Below are 24,793 nucleotides of genomic sequence, written 5' to 3'. Positions count from 1 at the left end.
GGGGGCATAACGAGGCCCGGCCCCGAGGGGCCGGGTGAGGCGCGGGTGACGTGTCCTGTGTCACGCGGCAGCAGTGGACTTCAACGAGGCCCGGCCGGACTGGCCGGGTGAGCGCCGCGCGGCAGGCGTGTCGCGGGCAGGAAGAAACCGTATTGGCCGACCGAGGTGATGCCCGATGACCAGAGCGCGGTGATGCCGACCAGGCCGCCAAGGCCGTCGATGCCATCGAGACCGTCTTGCGTGCCGACCGTGCGCTGGCGCAGCAGCCGGACCTCGGCCAGGTCGAGCGGCTCGGCCCATTGGGGCCAGACATAGGTCCGCGCACCGACGAAGCCGGTCGTGACGGCGCGCCGGCCGACCGGCACGACCGGGTGCAGCGGCAGCGACTCGACGGCCAGCCAGATCAGCAGCGGTTGCCCGGGCGGCCTCGTGTCGGTCGGTGCCTGGGCCTGATGCGCATGGGCCAGCAGCGTCGCCGGGTCCCAGCCCAGGCTGTGCTGAGGCTCGAACGGGCCGCCGAACAGGCCGTTGGCCAGGCGTTGGTGATGCCGGTTCGGGTCCTGACCGCGCGCCCGCTGCTCCGACGGATCGAGCGACAGCGCCAGCTGGCGGAACTCCTGCGCCAGACGCTGCTGGCCGGACGAGAAGTCGAAGCGGGTACGGGCGACATGGCCCTTGTCGTTCACGACCGCATCGGTGCCGAAGCCGGCCAGGAAACCGAGCGCCCGCGCGTCGCCCCGCCAGGCCCGCGCGGCCGCCCGGTAGTCCGCCGCCGGGATCTCGCGCAGGTGCGCCACAGGACCGCGCAGGCCGCCCTTCAGCGGCACCTCCAGGTTGAACTCGGGCGCCAGGCTGCGGCCGCGCAGGTGCAGGTCCAGCAGGTCGACCAGCGCGTCGCGCGTGATGCCCTGCAGCCGCGCGCAGGTGCCGGTCCATGACAGCGTGACCGCCTGCCGGTGGTCCTGGGCACAGACCCGCAGCAGGCCCAGCGCGGCCATGAAGCCGATCGGCGAGCCGATCGGCAGGCCGGTCAGGTCAACGTGGCTCATCGGCGATGCCTCCTGCCGCGTCAGGTCCGGCCGGACCTGGTGTCGCCACCTCGTCGATCGCCGCGCGCGCATCGGCAGCCCGCAGCAGCCACTCCATCTGCGCCAGCCGCCAGGGGCCGAAGGCGTCGAGCAGCCCGGCCCATTCGCGTGCCCTGTGGCGGCCCAGGCTGACCAGGTCGGCGCCTGGCGCCGCCGCGTCCTCGCAGCGCGGGCCCCAGGGGCGGGCGTGGCCGTGGTGGCTGGCGACGAGGTGCCGCACCAGCCGGCTGTCGGGACCGGCGGCCGGGCTCGCCGGGGTTCCCGGCGGCAGGCTGGCGAACTCGTGCCGGAAGCCCCGAGGCAGCGGCGCGTCGCGCCAGGCCGCGAGCTGGTCCGCCCGCCGTCGCCGCGCCGACCGGGCCCGTGCCGGGCCGGCCGCAGCCGCCAGCGGGTGACCGTGCAGCAGCTGCTGCAGGCGCGGCTCCGCCTTGCCGGCGTCATGCAGCGCGGCGGCCTGCACGATCGCGTCGCGTTGTGGATGGCGATGCGCCAGACGCGCGGCGCAGCGGGCGACGTCGCGGTGGTGCTGGTCGAGCGTGGTGGCCCGGCCGGTCTCGAACGCGCCCTCGATGTCGTCGACGCCGGGGCCGCGCAGCACGATGCCGTGCGGATGTGGCTCGATCTGGACCTCGTTCGTCCGATCCAGCAGCGGATGGCCCGAGGCCCGGGCAGCGGCCAGCAGGGCCTGGCGGGTGGCGACGAGCGCGTCGCCAACATCCGCGCCGGGTGCGTCGGCCCGGTGTTCGAGCGCCCGCAGCGTGTGCGTCCGTTGCGCCAGCGCAGCGCCATGCAGACCCCAGGCCGCCCCATGACCATCGACCAGGCGGGCGACGGTCCGGTGCCGCGTGCCGGGTTCCAGCATCACCCGATCGGCCAGGTCCTCGACCGGCTCGGCCGATCCGGGCGCCCAGCCCCAGCGATCGCAGCCGCCATAGGCCGCCGGAACCATCAGGGTGTCGCCCGGGCGGATCTGGCGGGCGGTGACCGGTTCGCACGCCTGCGGACCGCGCCAGCGCAACACCAGTCGTGCGGTCGGCCGATCCGGTGCGGCGTCGGGGTCGTCCACGCCGGTCTCGTCGACGCCGGATTCGTCGCGCGCCTGGCCGTCGCGGTCGTCCAGGTCCGGGTCCGGTCGACCGGCCAGCCAGCGCCGCACGGTCGCGGTCGGCAGCGACAGGCTCTCGCGCTGCATCGGCGGCAGCAGTTGCGCGGCGCGGGACCACGTGTCGGCGGCGTGGGGCAACAGGTCGTCGCGCCACACCAGCGACACCTCCGACGCCCGGTCGACGGGGCCGTGCAGGAAGGCCGTGAGGTCCAGCTCGGGCGCGCCCACACCGGTCTGCGCCAGCAGTTCCAGGTGGATCGGCAACAGGCTGGCCGCCTCGGTGGCGTCGGTTGCCGCAGCGGTGGAACGTGTCTCGGACGCGAGAACGATCGCCAGATCGGCGTCGACCGCGATGCCCTGCGTGGTCACGATCACCGCCGCCTCGTTCACCGACGCGGTCCAGGCGGCATCCCGCGCCGCCGGTCGTGAACGCCCGGTGAGCAGCGCGCAGCGCACGCCCTCCCGGGTCAGCCGGTCGACACACTGCCGGGCGAGCGCGAGGCGGTCGACGACCAGCGCGACACGGCGCGCGTCGTCGCTGGCCAGGGCCTCGCGGGCGCGTCCGCAGACCGCCTTGACGGCGGCGGCACCGACGCCGTCGAGGCTGATCCGGCGGCAGGGGCGTGCGGCGGGCGCCTGCGCCGGCTCGTGGGCCAGCTCGGTCGACGCGTACGACAGCACGTCGATGCCGGCGCCGGCTTCGCGCAGCGCGCCGAGCGTCTGCACGAACGGTGCCGTGCGATCGGCCGCGTCGACCAGCACCAGCGTGTCGTCGCTGAAGAAGGCCGCATGCAGCGGCCAGCGCGACGGGCTGACGCCCAGGCCGCGGAACATCAGCCTCGAACCCAGCGCATCGACGGTGGCCAGCGCGACGGTCAGCCGCTCCGGGTACAGCACCCAGTCGTCGTCGCCGTGCACGCTGCCGCGCAGGTCCGCGACCTGCAGTTCGTCGGGCAGCACCGCCTGCAGGTGTTGCGCATGCGCCTGCACCGGGTCGACCGCCAGATGCCGGTCGCGCACGTGGACGATGCGCCGCCAGGCGCCGTGCCCGGCCGCCCAGACGGCGGCCTCCAGCAAGGCGGCCGGGCCGAGATCGGCCGGCAGGTCGACCGCCCCGGCCTCGCGCCGCGCCAGACGACCGGCGACCTGCACCAGCCACGGCGAGGGCGCGTGGCCCTGCACCGCCGCGTGGAAGGCCTCGAACGTGGCCATCGACAGGTCCGTCATGCCGGATCCTTCGCGCCGGCGGGCCGGAACAGCCCGATGCCGAAGTGGCGCCAGCGCCCGGCGATGACCGGGCCTTCGACCGGACCGGCGAAGCGCACGGTGGCGTGGTAACGCGGCAGTCGGGTGGGGATGTCCAGGGCGGCCGGCGCGCCGTGGAAGGCGCTGGTGCGTGCCAGCGTCGCCTCGACCGGCAGCGGCAGGCCGGCGGTGGTCAGCGAGCCGACCAGGGCCCGCAGCAGCAGGTCGGCCTCGGCGCGTTTCGGCGGGCGGTCCAGCAGGACCGGCGTGACGCTGGTCCACGTGGCACTGGCCCGGCACCAGGTGGCCCGGCGCAGCGCGTGCGGCGTGTCGAGCGTCTCGATCACCGGGGCCAGCCGTGCGGTCTGGCCGTCGGGCAGGTGCAGCCACGTCAGCCGCTGCAGGCCGTCCAGCAGGCTCGCCCGTTCGTCCGGCGACAGCGACCGGGGCAAGCCCACCGCGAGGCCGTGGATGCGGCCCCAGGCGCGCGCGTGGCCGACATCGGGCAGCGGCAGCCAGGCGACGTGCCGGACCGGCGCGGCCGGATCGACGTCATCGCCGTGGCCGTGCAGGGCCGCCGGTGCGTGGTGACCGAGCAGCGCCATCAGCGCGGCCCGCGCCGCCCGCGCCAGCAGGTGCGCGCGGTCGGCGCTCCACGCGGCATCGTCCAGCCGGAACGCGATCCAGTCATGCCCGGCCGGGGTCACCTCGATGGGCTGGCGGTCGGTCGGCCGGTAGGCCTGCAGCGTCTCGCACGCCGGCAACGGCCGCCGCGGCTGGGCGGCCGCGTGGTCGTCTGCCCGATCCGCGAACTGCCGTTCGAGCTCGTCGAGACGGCCGGCCAGCGCAACGCGCAGGTGCTCGCGGCCGTCTGCATCGGGGACCCAGCGCACGGCCGGACGGTCGCTCACGGCCCGGAACCGGGCGGTCACGAAGGCGTGCGAGGTGCCGACATGGGTCATGCGGCTGGCCAGCCGGTCCAGCACCGCCAGGTCTTCGGCCGGCAGGTCGAGGTCCCAGTACAGGCTGACCTCCGGCGGGCCGAGCAGACAGGCGGTCGGGAACTGGCGCACCTGCCGGTTCGGGGCCAGCACACCGGGCGACCGCTCGGCGCTCCAGCGGGACCGGGTGTCGTTGACCGGCACATAGCTGTCGGGCGCCGCGCGGGTGTCGGCATCGGGAAAGGCCATTGCCGGCGGACCTGCCTGTGCCAGGGCATCGAGCAGCCGGCGTTCCGGCCCGGACAGGCCGCCGCTGCTGCGCCAGGCGGCGGCGACCAGGGCCGAGTACACCCGCGACGGGTGGGGCGGCCACTCGGGTTCGCGCGGGTTGGCGTGGTGGGCGGCGCCATAGCGGCCGGAGGGGAAACCGATCTGGAGCTGCAGCATGGCCGCCTCACTCGTCCGCCACATCCCCGGCGGCGACCGCGTCGCGGCTGCTGCGCACCAGCGCGGTCAGTCGCTCGTCGGCGACGAGGCGGAGCAGGTCGGGCCGGAACGCCAGGCCGTGTTCACGCGCATGGGCCAGGGCCTGCAACAGCAGTTCGCGGGCGCCTTCGGCGTCGAGCGACAGCGGCGTGCAGTCCTGCAGCGAACGGCCGATCAGCTCGAGTCGGCCGGCGTCGCGCGGCATCAGCTCGCAGCGCGAGCGCAGGCGGTAGCCGGTCTCGTTCTGCGCCAGCAGGCCGTAGAGCGCCAGTGCCGCCAGCGCGGCCCGGCCGGCCTGGTTGCGGGCCTCGGCGGCGTCATCGTGGTCATGGCTGAAGGCGATCTGGCGCAGGCCGGAACACGACAGCACGCTGGTCTGCCGCGCACCGCTGATGACGGCGGCGCAGGGCACCGCCGTGGCGGGCACGCTGCCGAAGCCGAACTCGCTGGGCTTGCGGCCCTTCTCCTTGCCGCCGGTGCGGATGCGGAAGCGCTCGACCGGATCGCCGGTCGGCAGCAGCTCGGCCACCGAGCTGCGCACGTCCATCGGGTCGGACTTGGTCGCCGACAGGTCGGCCGGATGCGCGTCCAGGCCGATGATTTCCGACGTCATCAGGCGCGGGATCCGGGCCGACAGCGGGCCGCCGCCGCCGTTGCTGTCCCAGGCCCCCAGCACCAGCGTGACCGGTGCATGCGTGAACAGCGCACGCGCGTTGGTGAGCCGGCAGGCCATCACCGCCTGGCCGTCCGGCGTCAGGCAGTAGGGCGTGCCTTCGGCCGTGCGGGCCGCCCGCATCACGGCGTCATAGATGCGATGCGAGAGCTGCAGCACCGAGTAGGTCGGCTCGTCGCGCAGGGTCGGGAAACCGATCTCGATGTCGGGGTAGGGGATGCGGCCGGCACGGGACGCCGCCAGCAGCGCCGCCTCGATGCGGTTGGACTGGCTCTGCGGCGAGTCCAGCACGACCACGTCGCGGGGCCGGCCGTCGACGTAGGCCTTGCGGAAGGCGATGTAGGGCGGATCGCCGCGCCGGGTCGCCGCATAGGTCGGCGGGCAGACCAGGCCGTCGCCCGCGAGGTTGTCGAGCTCCACGCTCAGCCGGATCACCGAGTGGTTGGCGACCGACGTCAGCAGGCGATCGAAGTTCAAGGGCGCTCCCGGAATGGATGTGTCGCAAGGGAGCGCGAAGATAGTTTCGAGGCATGGCGCTTGTCGTCGCGCGATTGAGTCAGCCGGATACCACTTCTGCGGGGTACGTGCGTCACCTGAGTCGGTATTCGGTCCCCGTCGCAATGGCGAACGTGGTGGATGGGGCGGTGTGGAGACTGTTCGTCCTCCTCTCCAGCCATGACCCTCGGGATGCCCCTTCACCACCAGCCCCCAACCAGCCCGCACGACCCGCCGATGGCGCCGTGGGGCAAGCTCACCCGCGATCCGGTCAGTGGCGCCGTCGTGGCCATGCATCCGCTGCTCGATCACCTCGTCGACGTGTCCAGCTGCTTCGTGGCCCTGGCGCGATGTCAGGCCATCCGGCGTTCGCTGGAGCAGGCCGCCGGCCGGCGTCTGGCCGAGACCGACCTGAAGCGCCTGGCGGCACTGGCCTTCCTGCACGACATCGGCAAGGCCACGGCCGCATTCCAGGGCAAGTGGTGGCGGGAACACGAGGTGCCGCCGCACTGGCCGGCGCACGGGGGGCATGGCAGCGACGGCTGGGCGCTGTTCGCCGAACCGGACGACAGCGGTGTCGCGCGCATCGCGGCCGCCTTGCCGCAGGCCGCGATGGCCGGATGGGGCGACGCCACCTTCGACCTGCTGCGCGCCAGCATCAGCCACCACGGCCGGCCGGTGTCGGACGAACCGACGGCGGGTCCGCTGGCATGGCAGCCGGTGCAGCTGGATGGCGAGGTCCTGTACGACCCCCTGGGCACCGTCAAGACGATCGGCCAGGCGATGACCCGGCTGTTCCCGCTGGCCTTCGCGCCCTACCCGATGCCACTGCCGGACCGCCCGGCCTTCGTCCACCTCTATGCCGGACTGGTCCAGCTGGCCGATTGGCTGGCCTCGGACACGCGGCCCGACTTCTTCCCGTACACCTCGCCTGACGAGGATCGCGCGCTGAGCGCGCCGGTTCGTGCCGCCCAGGCGGTCCGGGCCATCGGTCTGCAGGTGCAGGCCTGGCGCACGCCCTTGCAGACCCGGCCGCCGACCTTCGAGGCGGCCTTCGGCATGTCGGCGCCGCGTCCGCTCCAGTCGGCCATGGCCGACCTCCCCGTCGGACCCGTCGTCGTGCTGGAAGCCGAGACCGGCAGCGGCAAGACCGAGGCCGCGCTGTGGCGCTTCCTGACGATGTTCCGGGCAGGCGAGGTCGACAGCCTCTACTTCGCCTTGCCGACCCGCACGGCGGCGACGCAGATCCATGCCCGGGTGTGCGAGGTGGTGCGGCGCGTCTGGCCCGCCGGGACACCCGTCACGGTGCGCGCCCTGCCCGGCTATGTCGCCGCCGACGAGGCCCATCCGCAGCGCCTGGTCGGCTACGAGGTGCTGTGGTCCGACCGCCCCGACGACCTGACGGCCGAACGCCGCTGGGCGGCCGAATCGCCCAAGCGCCATCTGGCCGCGACGATCGCGGTCGGCACGATCGACCAGGCCCTGCTCGGTGCCTTGCGGGTCCGGCATGCCCACCTGCGCCAGAGCCTGCTGGCGCGCAGCCTGCTGGTGGTCGACGAGGTGCATGCGTCCGATGCCTACATGACCGAACTGCTGGTGCGCCTGCTGGCTGCGCACGGCGCCACCGGAGGCCCGGCGCTGCTGCTGTCGGCCACGCTGGGGGCCGTCGCCCGCAGCCGCTACCTGCAGATCGAACGGGCGCGGCATCGCCAGCAGCGCCCGACCCTGGCGCAGGCGCTGGCCGTGCCCTACCCGTCGATCGGTCACCGCCCCTATGGCGGCGAGCCGCTGGTCGTCGGCGTGGGCGGCGCAGGGCAGGGCAAGACCGTGCACTGGCAGACCCTCGATGCGATCGACGATCCCGTGCGCATCGCCGCGCTGGCCGTCGACGCGGCCCGCCGGGGCGCGCGTGTGCTGGTCGTGCGCAACACCGTGCCGGCCGCCGTCGCGACGCTGCGGGCGGTCGAGACGCTGATGGCCTCGCAGCAGGCCGGTCAGCCGGACCTGCTGTTCCGTGTCGCCGGCGTCAGCACGCCGCACCACAGCCGCTACAGCCGCGAGGACCGGCCGCTGCTGGACCTCGCGCTCGAACGCGGGATGGGCAAGGTGCGACAGCCGATCGCCGGCCTGATCGTCATCGGCACGCAGACGCTGGAGCAGAGCCTGGACATCGATGCCGACCTGCTGATCACCGACCTGTGCCCGATGGACGTGCTGTTGCAGCGCGTGGGTCGCCTGCATCGGCATGTGCGGCCGTCGCAGGCCGATCCGGTCGACCCGCGCCCCGCCGGCTTCGAACAGCCGGCGGCCTGGGTGCTGACACCAGCCGCTCACGACCTGGCGCCTTTGCTGCAGGGCGCGCGCCATGGCCTCGGGCCGATCCGTCGACCGGATGGGCTCGATGGCGTCTACATCGACCTGCGCATGCTGGAGGCCACCCGACGGCTGATCGATGCCCGGCCCAGCCGCGACATCCCGGCCGACAACCGCGAACTGGTCGAGCGGGCCACCCATCCGGAGGCGCTCGATGCGATCAGCGCTGAACTGGGGGCCGCGTGGCAGGCCTTCGGTCAGGAGGTCGACGGCCGCACCGGTGCCCACGCCAGCCTGGCGCGCCTGCAGGCGTTGCCGTACGACCGACCCTATGCCGACCTCATGTTCCCGGACGCCGAGGAAGCCCTCGCCACCCGGCTGGGGGCGCATGACCGGCTGATCGTGCTGCCGCAGGCCGTGACCGGTCCGTTCGGCACGCCGGTGCGCGAGCTGACGTTGCGTCACCACCAGGCGCCGGGCCTCGCCGTTGGCGCCGAGGCTGCTGGCGTGACCCCGCTGGTCGACGAACCCGGCTTCACCTTCACGCTGGGCGACCTGCGTTTCCGCTACGACCGCATGGGTCTGACGCGGACGGCCGTGGCCGTGGCTGGCGATCCATGCTGAACGTGACCGACCCGCAGGCACCGGACGGGGTGTGGCTCAACCTGCTGGTCGAGCCCCTGATCGCCTACCGCCGGACCGGCGACGCGGCCGAGGTCCGCGCGACGCTGCCGCAGCTGCTGGCCGCGCTGGGTCGCGACGAGGTCCGCGACTACCCCGCGCTGCGGGCCCATCAACGTCACCCTTGGCATGCCTTCCTCTGCCAGCTCGCCGCGATCGCGCTGCACCAGGCCGGCACGGAGGTGCCCTGGGCCGACGCGGCCGACTGGTGCGAGGGCCTGCGTGCGCTGACGCCCGGCCACGCCGATGACGCGCCCTGGTGCCTCGTTTCGCCGCCGTCCCGGCCGGCCCTGTTGCAGGCACCGACCCGGGCGGACCTCCGGACCTGGAAGGGCGCGCTGCAGACGCCTGACGAGGCGGACCTGCTGATCACCGCCAAGAACCACGACCTGAAGGCCTGCCGTGCCCGCGACGCCGAGCCGCAGGACTGGCTGTTCGCGCTGGTGAGCCGGCAGACGCAGGAGGGTTACTCCGGCAAGTTCAACTACGGCATCTCGCGCATGAACGGCGGCTTCGCGAGCCGGCCCGGCGTGGGCATCGCGGTCGGGCGGCATCCGGGCTCGCGCTGGCGGGCCGACGTGGGCGCGATGCTGCGCCACCGCGAGGCCATCGTCGAGAACATGGGTCTGGTGCCGGAAGGCGGCCACGCCCTGGTGTGGCTGCGGCGCTGGGACGGCGATGTCTCGTTGCCCTTCTCCAGCCTCGACCCGTACTACATCGAGCTGTGCCGCAGGATCCGTTGCCTGCTGGTCGACGGCCGGCTTCAGGCCGTCTCGACCGGCAGCCAGGCCGCCCGGATCGACGCCGGGGCGCTGAACGGCCGCACCGGCGACCCGTGGACGCCCATCGACATCGCCGCCGGCAAGGCCCTCACGCTCAATGGCCGCGGCTTCGACTACCGGCTGGCGTCCGAACTGCTCTTCGGCGGCCGGTATGCGGGTGGCTGCGCGCAGGACCTGTCGCGGCTGACGTCGCTGGCATCGGTCAACGACGACGAACCGCTGCACCTGTCGATGCGCGGACTGGTCCGGGGCCAGGGCAAGACCGAAGGCCTGCACGAGCGACAGGTCCCGATCGCGCCGCGGGTCCGGCGCCTGCTGGCCGAGGGCAGTCCGGCCGGGCTGGCGCGCGTCGCCCGGGAACGGGTCGACGCGATCGCGGCGTTCCGCAAGCTGCTCTGGGGCGCGATGGTCGTCCTGTTCAGCAACGGCAAGCCGGGCAGCGAGGCGGGCGACGTCGTCAAGGATCGGGCCACCCGGTTCTCGCGCGTCTTCGAGGTCACCGAGGACCTGCGCTTCTTCGACGACCTGGAGCAGGAGTTCGCCTCGGGCGACACGGTCGTCACCCGGCTGGCCTGGCTGATCGGGTTGGCGCAACGCGGTGAAGGCGTGCTGCGCGACACCTTCATCGCCGGGCCGCGCAGCGGTCTGCAGGGCTACCGGGCCCGCACGGCCGCGCTGGCGCGCTGGCATGGCGGCCTGCGCGGCGACCAGGTGCCCGCAGCGCTCAGGCCCCTGAGCCAGCACCTGCGCATCGAGAAGGAACATCGCAAGGAGGAAGCCCGTGCCGCCTGAAGACGCACCGGCTCGCAGCCACTGGTCGACGTTGGCCAGCCACATCCGCCACGCCGGCAAGGGCGAACGTGCCGCGCTGGCAAGGCTGGATCCCGAGGCCCTGCAGCCGCAGGCGATGGGCCCCTTGTCGCGGGCCTTGCTGGCGGCCGGGCTGGGGCCCGAGAGCTGGCATCCGCGGATGTGGTCACGCTGGGCCCTGATCGCCCACGGCATGGCACTGGCCGGCCACGACGGGCGCGGCCGGCTCGGTGAACAGCTGGTGCAAGCGGGCGTTGCCGAGTCGCGCGTGAGCCGCCTGTTGACCGCACGCGGTGACGCTTTCCGCCAGATGTTGCCCAGCCTGCTGCGCCTGATGGCCAGCAAGGGTGTGGCGCCGAACTGGCGCGAGCTCGGCCCGCTCGTGCTGCATGACGCCGCAGCCCACGCCAATGGCAACACCGACCCGCTGTCCTCGGACGCTGCCGAGCTGCTGCGACTGCGCATCGCCGGACCGTACTTCTCGACCCTGGCGCGGCGCACGGCGATCGCCTGACCGGACGGCCCCGAGCCTTCGGTTCCATCTGCCCGACACACCAAGGGAGCCCGCTTGTCACTGCCCCGCTTCATCCAGATCCACACCCTGCACAACTACCCGGCCGCGCTGCTCAACCGCGACGACGCCGGCCTGGCCAAGCGCCTGCCGTATGGCGACGCGGTGCGCACCCGCATCTCGTCGCAATGCCTGAAGCGCCACTGGCGCACGGCCGACGACCCGCATGCGCTGGCCCGACTCGGCGTGCCGATGGCGGTGCGCTCGCGTGTCACGCTGGACCTGATCCGCCGCGAGCTGATCGCCCAGGGCGTGCGCGAAGCTGATGCCCAGACCGCCGCCGAAGGGCTGCGCGCCGCCAGCCTGCTCGACAACGGCAAGGACCTGAAGGGCCGGGATGCGCTGGAGACCGGCCAGGCCGTGCTGCTCGGCCGCGCCGAGATCGACTACCTCGTGCGACGCTGCGCCGAACTGGCCAGGACCGCCGACGCGGCCGATCCGAAGACCTACAAGGCCGCCATCGCGGCGTTCCTGAAACAGGAGAAGCGGAACATCGCCGAGATCCGGCACGGCAGCGGCCTGGAGTCGGCGCTGTTCGGCCGCATGGTGACCTCCGACGTGCTGGCCAGCCGCGACGCCGCCGTCTACGTCGCCCATGCCTTCACCGTCCACGAGGCGCAGGTCGAGAACGACTACTTCACTGTCGTCGACGACCTGCGGCACGATGCCGGCGAGTCCGGTTCGGCCGGCATCTTCGACACCGAGCTCGCCTCCGGCCTGTACTACGGCTATGTGGTCGTCGATGTGCCGCAGCTGATCGCCAACCTCGAAGGCGAGGCCGCCAGCTGCTGGGCCGAACTTGCCGAAGACCGGCGCGCGCTCGCCGGCCAGGTGGTCGAGAGCCTGGTCCACCTGATCGCCACCGTCAGCCCGGGTGCCAAGCGCGGGTCGACCGCGCCGTTCGAGTGGGCGAAGTTCATGCTGGTCGAGGCCGGCGACTGGCAGCCGCGCAGCCTGGCCGGTGCGTTCCAGAACGCGATGCCCGGCACCACGCCGCAGCTGAGGCGGCAGGCCGTCGCCCGGCTGGCCGACGAGATCGCCGGCATGGACGCGGCCTACGGTGCCCCGCAGGCCCGGCGTTGCCTGGCCGTCGATCCGGTCGAGGTGCCCGGCGCGAAGCGCCAGTCGCTGGCCGAGCTGGGCGCCTGGGTGCGCGAGAGCATCTGCGCGGCCCACGCCGTCGAGGTCTGACATGGCCCGCCACCTGGTCCTCGTGCTGGACGCGCCGCTGGTCGCGTTCGGTGGCGAGACGATCGACAACCTGGGCGTCATCCGCGACTTCCCGGCGCTGTCGATGATCACGGGCCTGTTCGCCAACGCGCTGGGCTGGGACCGCAGCGAGGCGGCGCGCCACGAGCGCCTGCAGGCCCGCCTGACGATCGGCAGCCTGCTGCGCCGGCCCGGCAGACCGCTGCGCGACTTCCAGACCGCCCAGCTCGACGGCGACGACCGCGGCTGGACGACCCACGGCGTGCCCGAGGAACGCGCTGGCGGCGCCGGCACCTACCTCGGACCGCACCTGCGCTACCGCGACTTCCACGCCGACCGCATCACCCAGGTCGTCGTGCGACTCGATCCGGCCGACGAGGCGCCGACGCTGGACGACATCGCCGCCGCGCTGGACCGACCGCAGCGCCCGCTGTTCATCGGCCGCAAGCCCTGCATCCCGGCGCGCCGACTGGTCGATCGCTGGGTCGAGGCCGACGACGTGCTGGCCGCGCTGCGCCAGCTGGTCGATGACGAGCCGCTGTCCGGCGGGCTGCAGGCCCAGTGGCCCGACGGCGAGGGCCGCCTGAGCGGCGATCGAGCCTCGGATCTCGGCGACGAACGGCGCTGGCGCACCGGCCTGCACGGCGGCTGGCGGCCGGTGCGCAGCGGCGTGATCCACGCCGACCTGCCAGGGCTGCGGGCATGAACACGACCACGACCATGAGCATGACCACGACGCCGGACATGGCCACGCTGCACCTGCTGCACACCCGTCCCGATCTGCGGCATCTCGCGGCCTGGGCAATCCGACACGGGCTGGTCCAGCCAGTGGACGACGCGGGTTATGCCCTGCATGCCCTGCTGCACGCCGTCTTCGGCGCGATGGCGCCTCGGCCCTTCCATCACGGCGACGACGGACAGGGTCTGCTGGCCTACCTGCTGGCCACGCCCGAGGCCGTGGCGCGATGTGTCGCGCTGGCCGAACCGGACGCCGCCGCCGCGCTCGGGCTGGTGACGCTGACCGATCAAGCGACACCGGCCACCGGCTACAGCCTGCGCCCCTTCCCCGCCGTGTGGCCGGCTGGCCATGTGCTGGGCTTCGACGTGCGGGTGCGTCCGATCCTGCGCACCGCGAAGGGCGAGCGCGACGCCTACCTGAGCGCGCTCGACGCCCGGGAAGCCGATGACCCGCTGGAGGCCATCCCGCCGCCGGACCGCGCCGAGGTCTACGCGCAGTGGTTGCGCCGGCAGCTCGCCGTCCGGGAGACCGGTGGCATCGAGCCCTGGCAGGGGGCCGTCGAGCTGCTAGACATCCGCATGACCCGCTACCAGCGGCTGCAGGTCATGCGCAAGACGCAGCGTGAGGACGGGCACGGCGCCCGTCTGCTGAGCCTCAGCGCCGGCCCGGACGTCGAGCTGTCCGGGCACCTCCGTGTCGTCGATCCGGCCGGCTTCGCGGTCCTGCTGGCGCGCGGCGTCGGACGTCACCGCGCCTTCGGCTTCGGCATGTTGCGGCTGCGGCCCGCCCGCCGCTGATTTCCCCGTGAGCGGGGATGGTCCCCAGGCAGGCGGTCGGATCACGCCCCTTGTCCCGAGTGCCCCGTCCGGACGGGGATCGACCGTTCGCAGTGACCGCGTCGAGATCGTGTGAGTCACCAGCCCCGCGCTTGCGGGGATCGTCCCGGCATCGAGGAGCCGACCGTCCCGGCTTGGACACTGCCCCGCGCACGCGGGGATCGACCGAGGCCGACTTCAGCGTGGTCGACGGGCCGGACGACTGCCCCGTGTCGGCGGGGATCGTGGCCGGGTGGCCTCACTTGCCGATGCAGAAGCGCCCGAAGATGTCGCCCAGCAGCTCGTCGCTGCTGTAGGCGCCGATGACGTCGCCCAGGGCGTCGTGGGACAGGCGCAGTTCCTCGGCCAGCAGGTCGAGCGCGTGATCGCCCTGGGCGGCCCAGGCGCGGGCGGCGGCGAGGTGGGTGGCGGCCTCGCGCATCGCGCGCAGGTGGCGTTCGCGGGCGATGAAGACGCCTTCGGGGACCGCCTGCCAGCCGGCCAGATGCAGCAGCGCCTGGCGCAGCGCGTCCAGGCCGGCGCCGGTGCGGGCGCTCAGGCGAATCGGCGCGATGCCGTCGGCGCTGTCACCGGTCGCGGCGACGATCCCGGTGATGCGGACGTCGAGCAGCTCGGCGGGAAGGCCGATCGCATCGGCCTTGTTGAAGACGTGCAGCAGCCGCGCACCGGCGGGCAGGCGTGCGGCGATCTGCGCCTCGGCGGCGCGGTAGTCGGGCTGGTCGAGCCGCGTCAGGTCGTGCAGCAGCAGCACCGCGTCGGCGTCCGCGATGGCCTGCCAGCTGCGGGCGATGCCGATGCGTTCGACCTCGTCGCTGGCCTGGGCGTCGTCGCGCAGCCCGGCGGTGTCGGTGACGTGGACCGGCACGCCCTCGATCTGCAGCGTCTCGCTGACCTTGTCGCGGGTCGTCCCGGGGATCGGCGTGACGATCGCCAGCTCGGCCCCGGCCAGCGCGTTCAGCAGCGAGCTCTTGCCGGCATTGGGCTGGCCGGCGATGACGACCTGCAGGCCCTCGCGCAGCAGCGCGCCCTGCCGCGCGGTCGCCAGCAGGCCATCGAGCCGGGCGGCCAGGCGGTCGAGACGGCCGATCGCATCGGCCTTCTGCAGGAAATCGATCTCTTCCTCGGGGAAGTCGAGCGTGGCCTCGACCAGCGCGCGCAGCTCGATCAGCGCGTCGCGCAGCTGGCCCACCGGCTGCGACAGCGCGCCCGACAGCGAACGGGCCGCACCACGCGCGGCGGCTTCCGTGCTGGCGTCGATCAGGTCGGCGACGGCCTCGGCCTGGGCCAGATCGAGCTTGTCGTTGAGGTAGGCACGCTCGGTGAACTCGCCCGGCTGTGCCAGCCGCAGGCCGGCCAGGCGCGGTCGGCCGGGCTGGGCGGGATCGGGCTCGGCGGCGGCTTCCAGGCAACGCGCGAGCAGCAGTTGCAGGACCACCGGTCCGCCGTGTGCCTGCAGCTCCAGCACGTCCTCGCCGGTGTAGCTGTGCGGGGCCGGGAAGTGCAGCGCCAGACCGTGGTCGATGGCGCTGCCGTCGGCGGCCAGGAAGGGGCCGTAGTGGGCGGTGCGGGGCTTGCCGACGCGGCCGGTCAGCGCGACGGCCAGTCGTTCCAGGCCACGACCGGAGACCCGCACGATGCCGACGGCACCGCGTCCGGCGGCGGTGGCGATGGCGACGATGGGCTGGTCGAGACGGGCAAGCATGGGCGGAATTGTCGCCCGTCGCTGCCGGGCGCAGGATCGATGCGGCCCGTCCGGAGGAGGTGTTCGAGCGGGGGGAGGCTGGCCGTCAGGCTGAAGGCCCCCTGAGCCAAGGGCGTCGCTGCAGACACGTGCTGATCGGTGTTCTCTCGCACCGGATGCCTGCAGCGACGACCTCGGGTCGGCCCCGCTTCGCCATGGTGCGAGCGCGCCGCCGTGTGCTCAACCCCGCAAACGTGGCGGTTGGTGACGGGATGTGGCGCATGTCTCGGCAGCAATGCACGACCGTCACGAGCGTACGGCCGGAAACAATTCGGGCGGCCCGAAGACCGCCCGAAATGGCTGTCCGGGGCCGCCGCTGCGGCCCGGTGGACGGCCTACTTGTTGAGGCCGAGCGAGCGGTTGATCGCCCACTGCTGCGCGATCGACAGCAGGTTGTTGACGAACCAGTACAGCACCAGACCGGCCGGGAAGAAGAAGAACATCACGCTGAAGGCCAGCGGCATGATCCACATCAGCTTGGCCTGGACCGGGTCCGGCGGCGTCGGGTTCAGCCAGGTCTGCAGCATCGAGGTGGCGGTCATCAACACCGGCAGGATGAACAGCGGGTCCTTGGCGCTCAGGTCGGTGACCCAGCCCAGCCACGGCGCGCCGCGCATCTCGACGCTCGACAGCAGCACCCAGTACAGCGCGATGAAGAACGGCATCTGCACGAAGATCGGCAGGCAGCCGCCGATCGGGTTGACCTTCTCCTCGCGGTAGATGCGCATCATCTCCTGCTGCATCTCCTGCGGCTTGTCCTTGAGGCGCTCGCGCATCTCCTGGACCTTCGGGTTGATGGCCTTCATCTTGGCCATCGAGCGGTAGGCGCTGGCGTTCAGCCAGAAGAAGGCGATCTTCAGCAGCACGACCAGCGCGACGATCGACCAGCCCCAGTTGCCGAGCAGGCCGTGCAGCTTGTCGAGCAGCCAGAACAGCGGCTTGGCGAGGATGGTCAGCCAGCCGTAGTCCTTGACCAGTTCCAGGCCGGGGGCGAGCGCCTCCAGGACCTTCTCCTGCTGCGGGCCGACGAACAGGCGCGCCTCGACCTTGCGGCTGGCCGCCGGGGCCAGCTCGCCCAGCGGCATCAGGATGCCGACCGAGTAGAGGTTGTCCGACACCTTGCGGGTGTAGAACTCGCGCGGCGCGTTGCCGGTGGGCAGCCAGGCCGAGGCGAAGTAGTGCTGGACCATCGCGACCCAGCCGTTCTCGGCGGCGGTCTCGTGCGAGGGCTTCTCGCCGGCCTTGCGCTTCTCGATGCTCTTGAACTCGACCTTCTGGTACTTGCCGGCGTCGGTGTAGACGGCCGGGCCGGTGAAGGTGCTGTAGAAGCTCGATTCGTCCGGCAGCGGGTTGCCGTCGCGGACCAGCTGCAGGTAGAGCTGCGGCTGGACGGCGGCGGTGCCGGCGTTGCTGACCTCGTGCTGCACGCCGATCGCGTAGCTGCCACGCTGGAAGGTGTAGGTCTTGACCAGCTTGACGCCGGCGGCCGAGGTGGCCTCGAAGCCCAGCACCAGGCTGTCCTGACCCTCGGCGAGCGCACGCGCGTCGGAGGTCGGCTTCATCACCGTCGTGTGGTCGGGCACCGCACCGGCCATGCCGGCGGCGACCAGGCCGGTCTCGGCGACGTAGAGGCGCTGCGCCGACTGGTCCAGCACGACGACGTGGCCGTCACCCTGCTTCTGCTGCAGCAGCTCGATCCGGACGAGCGAGCCGCCGCGGGTGTCGAAGGTCGCCTTGACCAGGTCGGTCGTGACGACCAGGCGCTCGCCGGCCGGCGCGGCCGACTCGGTCGCGGGCACCGCACCCGGCGCTGCGGCACTGGCGGCCGAGGCGGTCGCCGTCGCGGCCGGTGCCGGGACGGACGACGCGCCGGCCTGCGGCGCGGCCGGGGCGGTCACCACGGCCGGCTCGAACATCGAGGGCTGGCCGTTGTGCCGGTTCCAGCCGTCCCACAACATCACGAGGGACACCGAGAAGATGCCCCATAGCAGCGCACGCCGCAGATCGGTCATGGCGAGTTCTTTCGTACTGGCGAGGATCCGTCGACCGCCGTCAGGGCGGCGCGCGGATCGGGAGACAGCCGGGACAGGCCCGGCAGCGAGGAAAAGAGCGGACGAGGCTGGTCCGGCACCGGGTCGCAGCCCCCGTGGCAGAACGGGTGGCAGCGCGCCAGGCGCCAGAGCGTCAGACGCGCACCGGTGGCCGCGCCGTGGCGGCTCAGGGCTTCGAGGGCGTAGGCCGAGCAGGTCGGCTCGAAGCGGCAGGCCGAGCCGAGCCACGGGCTCAGCAGCAGGCGGTAGCCGCGCACGAGGGCCAGCAGCAGGCGCTGCATCGGCGACGTGTTCAACGCACCGCTCCGACCAGCTTGCCGGCGGCGCGAGCGCCGTCGGCGATCAGGCGCGACATCTCTTCGCGCACGACCGACAGCAGCGCGGCCGAGGCGGCGCTGCTGTAGGCGTTGCGATCGAAGGGCGCGCGCAGCCGCAGCACCCAGTCACCGGGCGGCAGCAGGCAGACGTTGTGCGTCATCTGCGCCCGGGCCTCGCGGCGCACGAGGTTGCGCGTCACCGCGCGTTTCGCATGCCGCTTCGGCACCACCAGACCCAGGTTGACCCGGGCTTGCGCTTCGGACTCATCCACAGATGGGGCCTGCGGGTCGGGCCGGGCTGTTGACAACTTGTCCACTGGCCGGTAGTGCAGCATGAAATGTGCACTTCGCGAACAGGGTCGCGTCGCCAGCACCGCCTGGAAGCGATCGGGTCCGTCGAGGCTGCACAGCATGACGCGAGGTCAGGCGTGGCGGCCGTGGCCGGATCGGCGACGCGCCGCTGTCCGGATCAGAGACCCAGGCGCTTGCGGCCCTTGGCGCGGCGGTTGGCGATGACCTTGCGGCCGCCGGTGGTCTTCATGCGGACCAGGAAACCGTGCGTGCGGGCACGACGGACCTTCGAGGGCTGATAGGTGCGCTTCATGTTGGATCCTCGGTTGCGCCCGTGCCGGCGCGGGCTGCGCTCGGTCAGGCTTGGACAGTGTTGTTCGACGGGACCGCGCCGGAACGGCATCCGGACGGATGACGCGTCTGGCTCGGCTTGCACCGGGCGGGCCGGCGTTCCCGGCCGTGGACGGTCCGTGCGCCGCAGGGCGGTCGGGACCTGGGGATCGACGCATGCCTGGTCTGGCGCAACCGGACCGGCTCGCCCGATCTCGTCCTTGCCCACGCAGGCGCGGGTTGACCCCCCGACTCGGGAAACCCGGCATTACAACAAATCGGCTGGTGGCCGTCAATGAAGCGGGTCGTGAGGGGCCTGCAACCGATCGGATCGGGCCCGATTGACCCCCGCCAGGAAACTGTGGATAACCACGTCTTCGGGGCGGTTCTTGTGTCTACAATCGCGCCCCCCAAAGAGAGTTATCCACATTCCGAGAAGATGCACAAAGACCTGTGGGAGCGAGGTTGCGAGCGACTGGCCGCCGAGATGCCGGAGCAGCAGTTCAACACCTGGATCAAGCCCCTGCCGCCTGCCGACGTGTCGGATGGCGGCGACCGCGTGCTGGTCGGCCTGCGTGTGCCCAATCGGTTCAAGCTCGACTGGATCCGCTCCCAGTACAGCGCCCGCATCGAGACCATGCTGAGCGAGCTCGCCGGCATGCCCGTGCGGCTCGAACTGTCGGTCCAGCAACGCGACGCCCAGGGCCGCCCGGCCAGCGCCGGCAACAGCGCCGGGGCGATGCACCTGCGTGCGCCGGCCGCCGCAGCGGTCGCGGCGGTGCCGGTGCGCGGCCAGTCGTCGGCCGGTGGCGACGGCTCGGCGGATGCCCGCCAGGACGAGGCGTCGCGCCACGCATCGTCCACCTCGCAGGCGTCTTCCCAGACATCTTCCCAGACCGCCCGCGAGGCCCTGCGCCCGGTCGCGCCGGCCGTGATCGGTGCCCGGGGTGATCGCCCCGTCGGCGCCAACGGCCAGCCCGCGTCGACCGGCACGCTGCCGGCGGCCCCGGTGGCCCAGCGTGGTCGCCTGAACCCGGCGCTGACCTTCGACACCCTCGTGCCCGGCCGTGCCAACCAGATGGCCCGCACCGCCGCGCTGCACGTCGTCGGCGCACCCGGCCAGATGTACAACCCGCTGTTCATCTACGGCGGCGTCGGCCTGGGCAAGACCCACCTCATCCACGCGGTGGGGAATGCCCTGATCCGCGACAACCCGGACGCCCGCGTGCTCTACCTGCACGCCGAGCAGTTCATCAGCGACGTCGTGCGCAACTACCAGCGCAAGACCTTCGACGAGCTGAAGGCGAAGTACCACTCGCTGGACCTGCTGCTGATCGACGACGTCCAGTTCTTCGCCGGCAAGGACCGCACGCAGGAGGAGTTCTTCAACGCCTTCGAGGCCCTGCTGGCCAAGCGCGCCCACATCATCATGACCAGCGACACCTACCCCAAGGGGCTGGTGGACATCGACGAGCGCCTGACCAGCCGCTTCGACGCCGGGCTGACGGTGGCCATCGAGCCGCCCGAGCTGGAGATGCGCGTGGCCATCCTGATGAAGAAGGCCATCGCCGAGGGCAGCCCGATGCCCGAGGACGTCGCCTTCTTCATCGCCAAGAACGTGCGCGCCAACGTGCGCGAGCTCGAAGGCGCGCTGCGCAAGGTGCTGGCCTACGCAAAGTTCTCGCACAAGGACATCAGCATCACGCTGGCGCGCGAGGCGCTCAAGGACCTGCTGTCGATCCAGAACCGCCAGATCTCGGTCGAGAACATCCAGAAGACCGTGGCGGACTTCTACAAGATCAAGGTCGCCGACATGTACAGCAAGAAGCGCCCGGTCTCGATCGCCCGGCCGCGCCAGATCGCCATGTACCTGGCCAAGGAAATGACCCAGAAGAGCCTGCCCGAGATCGGCGAGCTGTTCGGCGGCCGCGACCACACGACGGTGCTGCACGCGGTGCGCAAGATCGGTGGCGAGCGCCAGAAGAACACCGAGCTGAACCAGCAGCTGCACGTGCTCGAACAGACCCTGAAGGGCTGAGCCCGGCCGTCCCGGCCGCCCGGTCGGCGGCCGCGCCGGAGCGGCCTTGAAATCAGGCGAAAATGGCGGCTTCGCGCGCGCGAAACGCCACGACCAGCGGAGCTCTTCCGCACCATCAAGATACGGGTGAGACAGCACATGATCGTCCTGAAAGCAGCACAGGAACAGGTATTGGGAGCCCTGCAAGCGGTCTCCGGCATCGTCGAGCGGCGCCACACGCTGCCGATCCTGGCCAATGTGCTGATCCGCAAGTCGGGTGGCCGCACCGAGCTGACCACCAGCGACCTGGAGATCCAGGTCCGCACCGGCGCCGACCTCGGCGGTGACGACAGCGCCTTCGCCACCACCGTCGGCGCGCGCAAGCTGATCGACATCCTGCGCACCCTCCCGTCCGACCAGATCGTGACCCTCAGCGCGGCCCAGAACAAGCTGACGCTGCAGGGCGGCAAGAGCCGCTTCACGCTGCAGACCCTGCCGGCCGACGATTTCCCGCTGGTCCAGGAGGCCGCCGAGTTCGGCCCCGCCTTCAGCGTGCCGCAGAAGACGCTCAAGGGCCTGATCGACCAGGTCCACTTCGCGATGGCGGTGCACGACATCCGCTACTACCTCAACGGCATCCTGTTCGTCGCCGAAGGCAAAACGCTCACGCTGGTCGCCACCGACGGCCACCGCCTGGCGCTGGCGCAGGCCACGCTGGAGAGCGAGATCCCGAAGCAGGAGGTCATCCTGCCGCGCAAGACCGTGCTCGAACTTCAGCGCCTGCTGAAGTCCGAGAAGGACGACAAGAACGCGCCCGAGGGTGCCGAGGAAGCCCGCATCGAGATGCGCTTCGCCGACAACCAGGCCAAGTTCTCGTTCGGTGGCATGGAGTTCGTCACCAAGCTGGTCGAGGGCAAGTTCCCCGACTACAACCGCGTGATCCCGCGCAACCACAAGAACCACGTGACGCTGGGACGCGCCCCGCTGCTGGCCAGCCTGCAGCGCGCTGCCATCCTGACGAGCGAGAAGTTCAAGGGCGTGCGCGTCAACTTCGAGCCCGGCAACCTGCGCATCGCCAGCTCCAACGCCGAACAGGAAGAGGCCAAGGAAGAGCTCGAGATCGACTACGGCGGCGACGCCATCGAGATCGGCTTCAACGTGACCTACCTGATGGACGTGCTGTCCAACATCTCCGAGGAGATGGTCACCCTGTCGCTGCAGGACGCCAGCAGCTCGGCCCTCGTGACCGTGCCCGAGCGCACCGGCTTCAAGTATGTCGTGATGCCCATGAGGATCTGACCGGAGGTCAGCTCCCCATCGGCCGAGGCCGATCCGTGGTGCACCCCCTGCCCCCGCCACGCGGGGGTTCCAGTTTGTATTGACCCGGCCGCGATGCGGCCTCTGAGAGCCGTCCATGACCGATCAACTTCCGTCCCAGCCGGGTGCCGACGGCGTCATCCGCCGCGAGCTGCCTTCCGCCGAAGGCGAGCAGGTCTCGACCGGGGCTGAGGCATCGGCCGCCTACGGCTCGGACAGCATCCAGATCCTCGAAGGCCTGGAGGCCGTGCGCAAGCGCCCGGGCATGTACATCGGCGACACGTCCGACGGCACCGGCCTGCACCACCTCGTCTTCGAGGTCGTCGACAACTCGATCGACGAGGCCCTGGCCGGCCACTGCGACGACATCATCGTCACCATCCACAGCGACAACTCGATCAGCGTCATCGACAACGGCCGCGGCATCCCGACCGGCGTGAAGATGGACGACAAGCACGAGCCGAAGCGCTCGGCCGCCGAGATCGCGCTGACCGAGCTGCACGCCGGCGGCAAGTTCAACCAGAACAGCTACAAGGTCTCGGGCGGCCTGCACGGCGTGGGCGTGTCCTGCGTCAATGGCCTGTCGACCTGGCTGCGCCTGACGGTGCGCCGCGACGGTCAGGCCCACTTCATGGAGTTCCGCCAGGGCATCCCGCAGGACCGCCAGATCGAGCAGCGCGACGGCTTCGACGTCAGCCCGATGCGTGTCATCGGCCCGACCGACAAGCGCGGCACCGAGGTCCACTTCCTGCCCGACCCGACCATCTTCAGCAGCGTCGACTTCCACTACGACGTGCTCGCCAAGCGGCTGCGCGAGCTGAGCTTCCTGAACAACGGCGTCAAGATCCGCCTGGTCGACGAACGCAACCAGAAGGAAGACAACTTCGCCTATGCCGGCGGCGTGAAGGGCTTCGTCGAGTTCGTCAACAAGGGCAAGAAGGTCCTGCACACGAACATCTTCCACGCCCGCGGCGACAAGGTCAGCGACAACAACACCAACGTCGGTGTCGAGGTCGCGATGCAGTGGAACGAGAGCTACAACGAGAACGTCCTCTGCTTCACCAACAACATCCCGCAGCGTGACGGCGGCACCCACCTGACTGGCCTGCGCGCGGCGATGACCCGCGTCATCAACAAGTACATCGACGACAACGACATCGCCAAGAAGGCCAAGGTCGAGATCACCGGTGACGACATGCGCGAAGGTCTCGCCTGCGTCGTCAGCGTCAAGGTGCCCGAGCCGAAGTTCAGCAGCCAGACCAAGGACAAGCTCGTCTCCAGCGAGGTCCGCGCGCCGGTCGAGGACATCGTCAGCCGCCTGCTGACCGACTGGCTGCTCGAGAACCCGATCGACGCCAAGACCATCTGCGGCAAGATCGTCGACGCCGCCCGCGCCCGCGACGCCGCCCGCAAGGCCCGCGAGATGACGCGCCGCAAGGGCGTGCTCGACGGCATGGGCCTGCCCGGCAAGCTCGCCGACTGCCAGGAGAAGGATCCGGCGATGTGCGAGATCTACCTGGTGGAGGGCGACTCCGCCGGCGGCTCCGCCAAGCAGGGTCGCGACCGGAAGTTCCAGGCCATCCTGCCGCTGCGCGGCAAGATCCTCAACGTCGAGAAGGCCCGCTACGAGAAGCTGCTGACCAGCAACGAGATCCTCACGCTGATCACCGCGCTGGGCACCGGCATCGGCAAGGGCATGGGCGGGGACGACTTCAACCCCGACAAGCTGCGCTACCACCGCATCATCATCATGACCGACGCGGACGTGGACGGCGCCCACATCCGCACCCTGCTGCTGACCTTCTTCTTCCGCCAGATGCCCGACCTGGTCGAGCGCGGCAACATCTACATCGCCCAGCCGCCGCTCTACAAGGTCAAGCACGGCAAGCAGGAGCAGTACCTGAAGGACGGCACCGAGCTCGACGCCTACCTGATGCGCGTCGCGCTCGACGGCGCCGTGATCGACCCGGGCGCCGGCCGCGCCCCGATCGACGGTGCCGCGCTGGAAGACCTCGCGCGCCAGTACGTGCAGGCCAGCAACGTCATCTCCCGCCTGAGCAACTGGATGGACATCGAGGCCCTGCGCGCGATCAGCGACGGCCTCGTGCTCGACCTCGACGACGCCGCCAAGGCCGAAGCCAGCGCCATCGCGCTGCAGTCCGCGCTGCACCAGGCCGAGGTCGCCGCCGAATACGACGCCCGCACCGACAAGCACCACCTGCGCATCAGCCGCCGCCACCACGGCAACATCAAGAGCAGCGTCATCACGCAGGACTTCGTCCACGGCGGCGACTACGAAGCCCTGAGCCGCGCCGGCCTGACCTTCAAGGGCCTGCTGGCCGACGACGCCACCGTCAAGCGCGGCGAAGGCGAACGCCAGAAGACCGCCAAGGCCGGCGACTTCCGCGTCGCCATGGCCTGGCTGATGCAACAAGCCGAATCCAGCGTCGGCCGCCAGCGCTACAAGGGCCTCGGCGAGATGAACCCCTCGCAGCTCTGGGAAACGACGATGGACCCGACCGTCCGCCGCCTGCTGCGCGTGCAGGTCGAAGACGCTATCGAGGCCGACCGCGTCTTCACCATGCTCATGGGCGACGAGGTCGAACCGCGCCGCGACTTCATCGAGAGCAATGCGTTGAGGGCGGCGAATATTGATGCGTGAGGTGTCACAACGGGCTCAAGCCCGTTGCTGAAGTGCCAACGCCCGGTCAAGCCGGGCGTTGGTGTTTTTGGGGGTTGGGAACGGCGCTCGGCC

The 24,793-nt window shown here is 71.5% G+C and carries 18 protein-coding genes; 9 read left to right on the top strand and 9 right to left on the bottom strand.

Features of this window, described 5'->3' with window-relative positions; genetic code table 11:
- Positions 1-80 precede the first annotated feature (80 nt).
- Genes ACWA7K_RS17120 through cas7g form a run of 4 tightly spaced genes read right to left on the bottom strand, consistent with a single transcriptional unit; the run spans position 81 to position 6,015 of the window.
- Entirely contained in the window at positions 81-1,049 is a 969-nt protein-coding gene (locus ACWA7K_RS17120) for a type I-G CRISPR-associated protein, Cas3-extension family (RefSeq protein ID WP_456162608.1), read from the bottom strand.
- Positions 1,036-3,420 (bottom strand): hypothetical protein, encoded by a 2,385-nt coding sequence (locus ACWA7K_RS17115; RefSeq protein ID WP_456162607.1) that lies wholly within the window; start codon positions 3,418-3,420, stop codon positions 1,036-1,038. Before ACWA7K_RS17115 ends, ACWA7K_RS17120 begins: the two co-directional genes overlap by 14 nt.
- Positions 3,417-4,826: a type I-G CRISPR-associated protein Csb2 gene (gene csb2, locus ACWA7K_RS17110; protein WP_456162606.1), complete on the bottom strand. Its 1,410-nt coding sequence runs from the start codon at positions 4,824-4,826 to the stop codon at positions 3,417-3,419. Before csb2 ends, ACWA7K_RS17115 begins: the two co-directional genes overlap by 4 nt.
- A gap of 7 nt (positions 4,827-4,833) precedes the next feature.
- Positions 4,834-6,015 carry a type I-G CRISPR-associated RAMP protein Csb1/Cas7g gene (gene cas7g / locus ACWA7K_RS17105; RefSeq protein ID WP_456162605.1) on the bottom strand — a complete coding sequence of 394 codons (1,182 nt, stop codon included), beginning with the start codon at positions 6,013-6,015 and terminating at the stop codon, positions 4,834-4,836.
- A gap of 210 nt (positions 6,016-6,225) precedes the next feature.
- On the opposite strand from cas7g, the gene cas3 reads away from it, so the two are divergent.
- From cas3 to ACWA7K_RS17075, 6 genes are read left to right on the top strand one after another with little or no spacing between them, the layout of a single operon-like run.
- Complete coding sequence (gene cas3 / locus ACWA7K_RS17100) at positions 6,226-8,970, top strand: CRISPR-associated helicase Cas3' (RefSeq protein ID WP_456162604.1); 2,745 nt, start codon at positions 6,226-6,228, stop codon at positions 8,968-8,970.
- A complete protein-coding gene (locus ACWA7K_RS17095) occupies positions 8,964-10,601 on the top strand; it encodes a type I-E CRISPR-associated protein Cse1/CasA (RefSeq protein ID WP_456162603.1) in 1,638 nt (545 codons plus the stop codon). The genes cas3 and ACWA7K_RS17095 overlap by 7 nt, the downstream gene beginning before the upstream one ends.
- Positions 10,591-11,133: a type I-E CRISPR-associated protein Cse2/CasB gene (locus tag ACWA7K_RS17090; RefSeq protein WP_456162602.1), complete on the top strand. Its 543-nt coding sequence runs from the start codon at positions 10,591-10,593 to the stop codon at positions 11,131-11,133. The genes ACWA7K_RS17095 and ACWA7K_RS17090 overlap by 11 nt, the downstream gene beginning before the upstream one ends.
- Before the next feature lie 54 nt (positions 11,134-11,187).
- Positions 11,188-12,381 carry a type I-E CRISPR-associated protein Cas7/Cse4/CasC gene (gene cas7e / locus ACWA7K_RS17085; RefSeq protein ID WP_456162601.1) on the top strand — a complete coding sequence of 398 codons (1,194 nt, stop codon included), beginning with the start codon at positions 11,188-11,190 and terminating at the stop codon, positions 12,379-12,381.
- 1 nt (position 12,382) lies between these two features.
- Positions 12,383-13,105, top strand: coding sequence for a type I-E CRISPR-associated protein Cas5/CasD (cas5e, locus tag ACWA7K_RS17080; RefSeq protein ID WP_456162600.1), 723 nt, complete (start codon positions 12,383-12,385; stop codon positions 13,103-13,105).
- Positions 13,102-13,935, top strand: coding sequence for a type I-E CRISPR-associated protein Cas6/Cse3/CasE (locus ACWA7K_RS17075; protein ID WP_456162599.1), 834 nt, complete (start codon positions 13,102-13,104; stop codon positions 13,933-13,935). The genes cas5e and ACWA7K_RS17075 overlap by 4 nt, the downstream gene beginning before the upstream one ends.
- 277 nt (positions 13,936-14,212) lie before the next feature.
- Here the strand turns inward: ACWA7K_RS17075 and mnmE are convergent, their stop codons facing one another.
- From mnmE to rpmH, 5 genes are all read right to left on the bottom strand, one after another.
- Positions 14,213-15,676, bottom strand: coding sequence for a tRNA uridine-5-carboxymethylaminomethyl(34) synthesis GTPase MnmE (mnmE, locus tag ACWA7K_RS17070; RefSeq protein WP_456162598.1), 1,464 nt, complete (start codon positions 15,674-15,676; stop codon positions 14,213-14,215).
- A gap of 374 nt (positions 15,677-16,050) precedes the next feature.
- Positions 16,051-17,727: a membrane protein insertase YidC gene (gene yidC / locus ACWA7K_RS17065; RefSeq protein WP_456162597.1), complete on the bottom strand. Its 1,677-nt coding sequence runs from the start codon at positions 17,725-17,727 to the stop codon at positions 16,051-16,053.
- Positions 17,724-18,047 (bottom strand): membrane protein insertion efficiency factor YidD, encoded by a 324-nt coding sequence (gene yidD, locus ACWA7K_RS17060; RefSeq protein ID WP_456168850.1) that lies wholly within the window; start codon positions 18,045-18,047, stop codon positions 17,724-17,726. Before yidD ends, yidC begins: the two co-directional genes overlap by 4 nt.
- Before the next feature lie 11 nt (positions 18,048-18,058).
- Complete coding sequence (locus tag ACWA7K_RS17055; protein ID WP_456162596.1) at positions 18,059-18,496, bottom strand: ribonuclease P protein component; 438 nt, start codon at positions 18,494-18,496, stop codon at positions 18,059-18,061.
- A 56-nt stretch (positions 18,497-18,552) separates the two neighbouring features.
- Positions 18,553-18,687, bottom strand: coding sequence for a 50S ribosomal protein L34 (rpmH, locus tag ACWA7K_RS17050; RefSeq protein WP_305749678.1), 135 nt, complete (start codon positions 18,685-18,687; stop codon positions 18,553-18,555).
- A gap of 456 nt (positions 18,688-19,143) precedes the next feature.
- Between rpmH and dnaA the strand changes: the two genes are divergently transcribed.
- From dnaA to gyrB, 3 genes are all read left to right on the top strand, one after another.
- Positions 19,144-20,742 carry a chromosomal replication initiator protein DnaA gene (gene dnaA, locus ACWA7K_RS17045; RefSeq protein ID WP_456162595.1) on the top strand — a complete coding sequence of 533 codons (1,599 nt, stop codon included), beginning with the start codon at positions 19,144-19,146 and terminating at the stop codon, positions 20,740-20,742.
- A gap of 138 nt (positions 20,743-20,880) precedes the next feature.
- Positions 20,881-22,020 (top strand): DNA polymerase III subunit beta, encoded by a 1,140-nt coding sequence (dnaN, locus tag ACWA7K_RS17040; protein WP_456162594.1) that lies wholly within the window; start codon positions 20,881-20,883, stop codon positions 22,018-22,020.
- Between the two features lie 115 nt (positions 22,021-22,135).
- The gene (gene gyrB, locus ACWA7K_RS17035; RefSeq protein WP_456162593.1) at positions 22,136-24,700 is read left to right on the top strand and encodes a DNA topoisomerase (ATP-hydrolyzing) subunit B; all 2,565 of its coding nucleotides are present in this window, start codon (positions 22,136-22,138) and stop codon (positions 24,698-24,700) included.
- Positions 24,701-24,793 lie beyond the last annotated feature (93 nt).

Source organism: Leptothrix mechoopdaensis (SeqCode) (assembly GCF_053893855.1).
The sequence above is the reverse complement of the archived record's forward strand: the minus strand, read 5'-3'. Positions and strand labels throughout refer to the sequence as shown.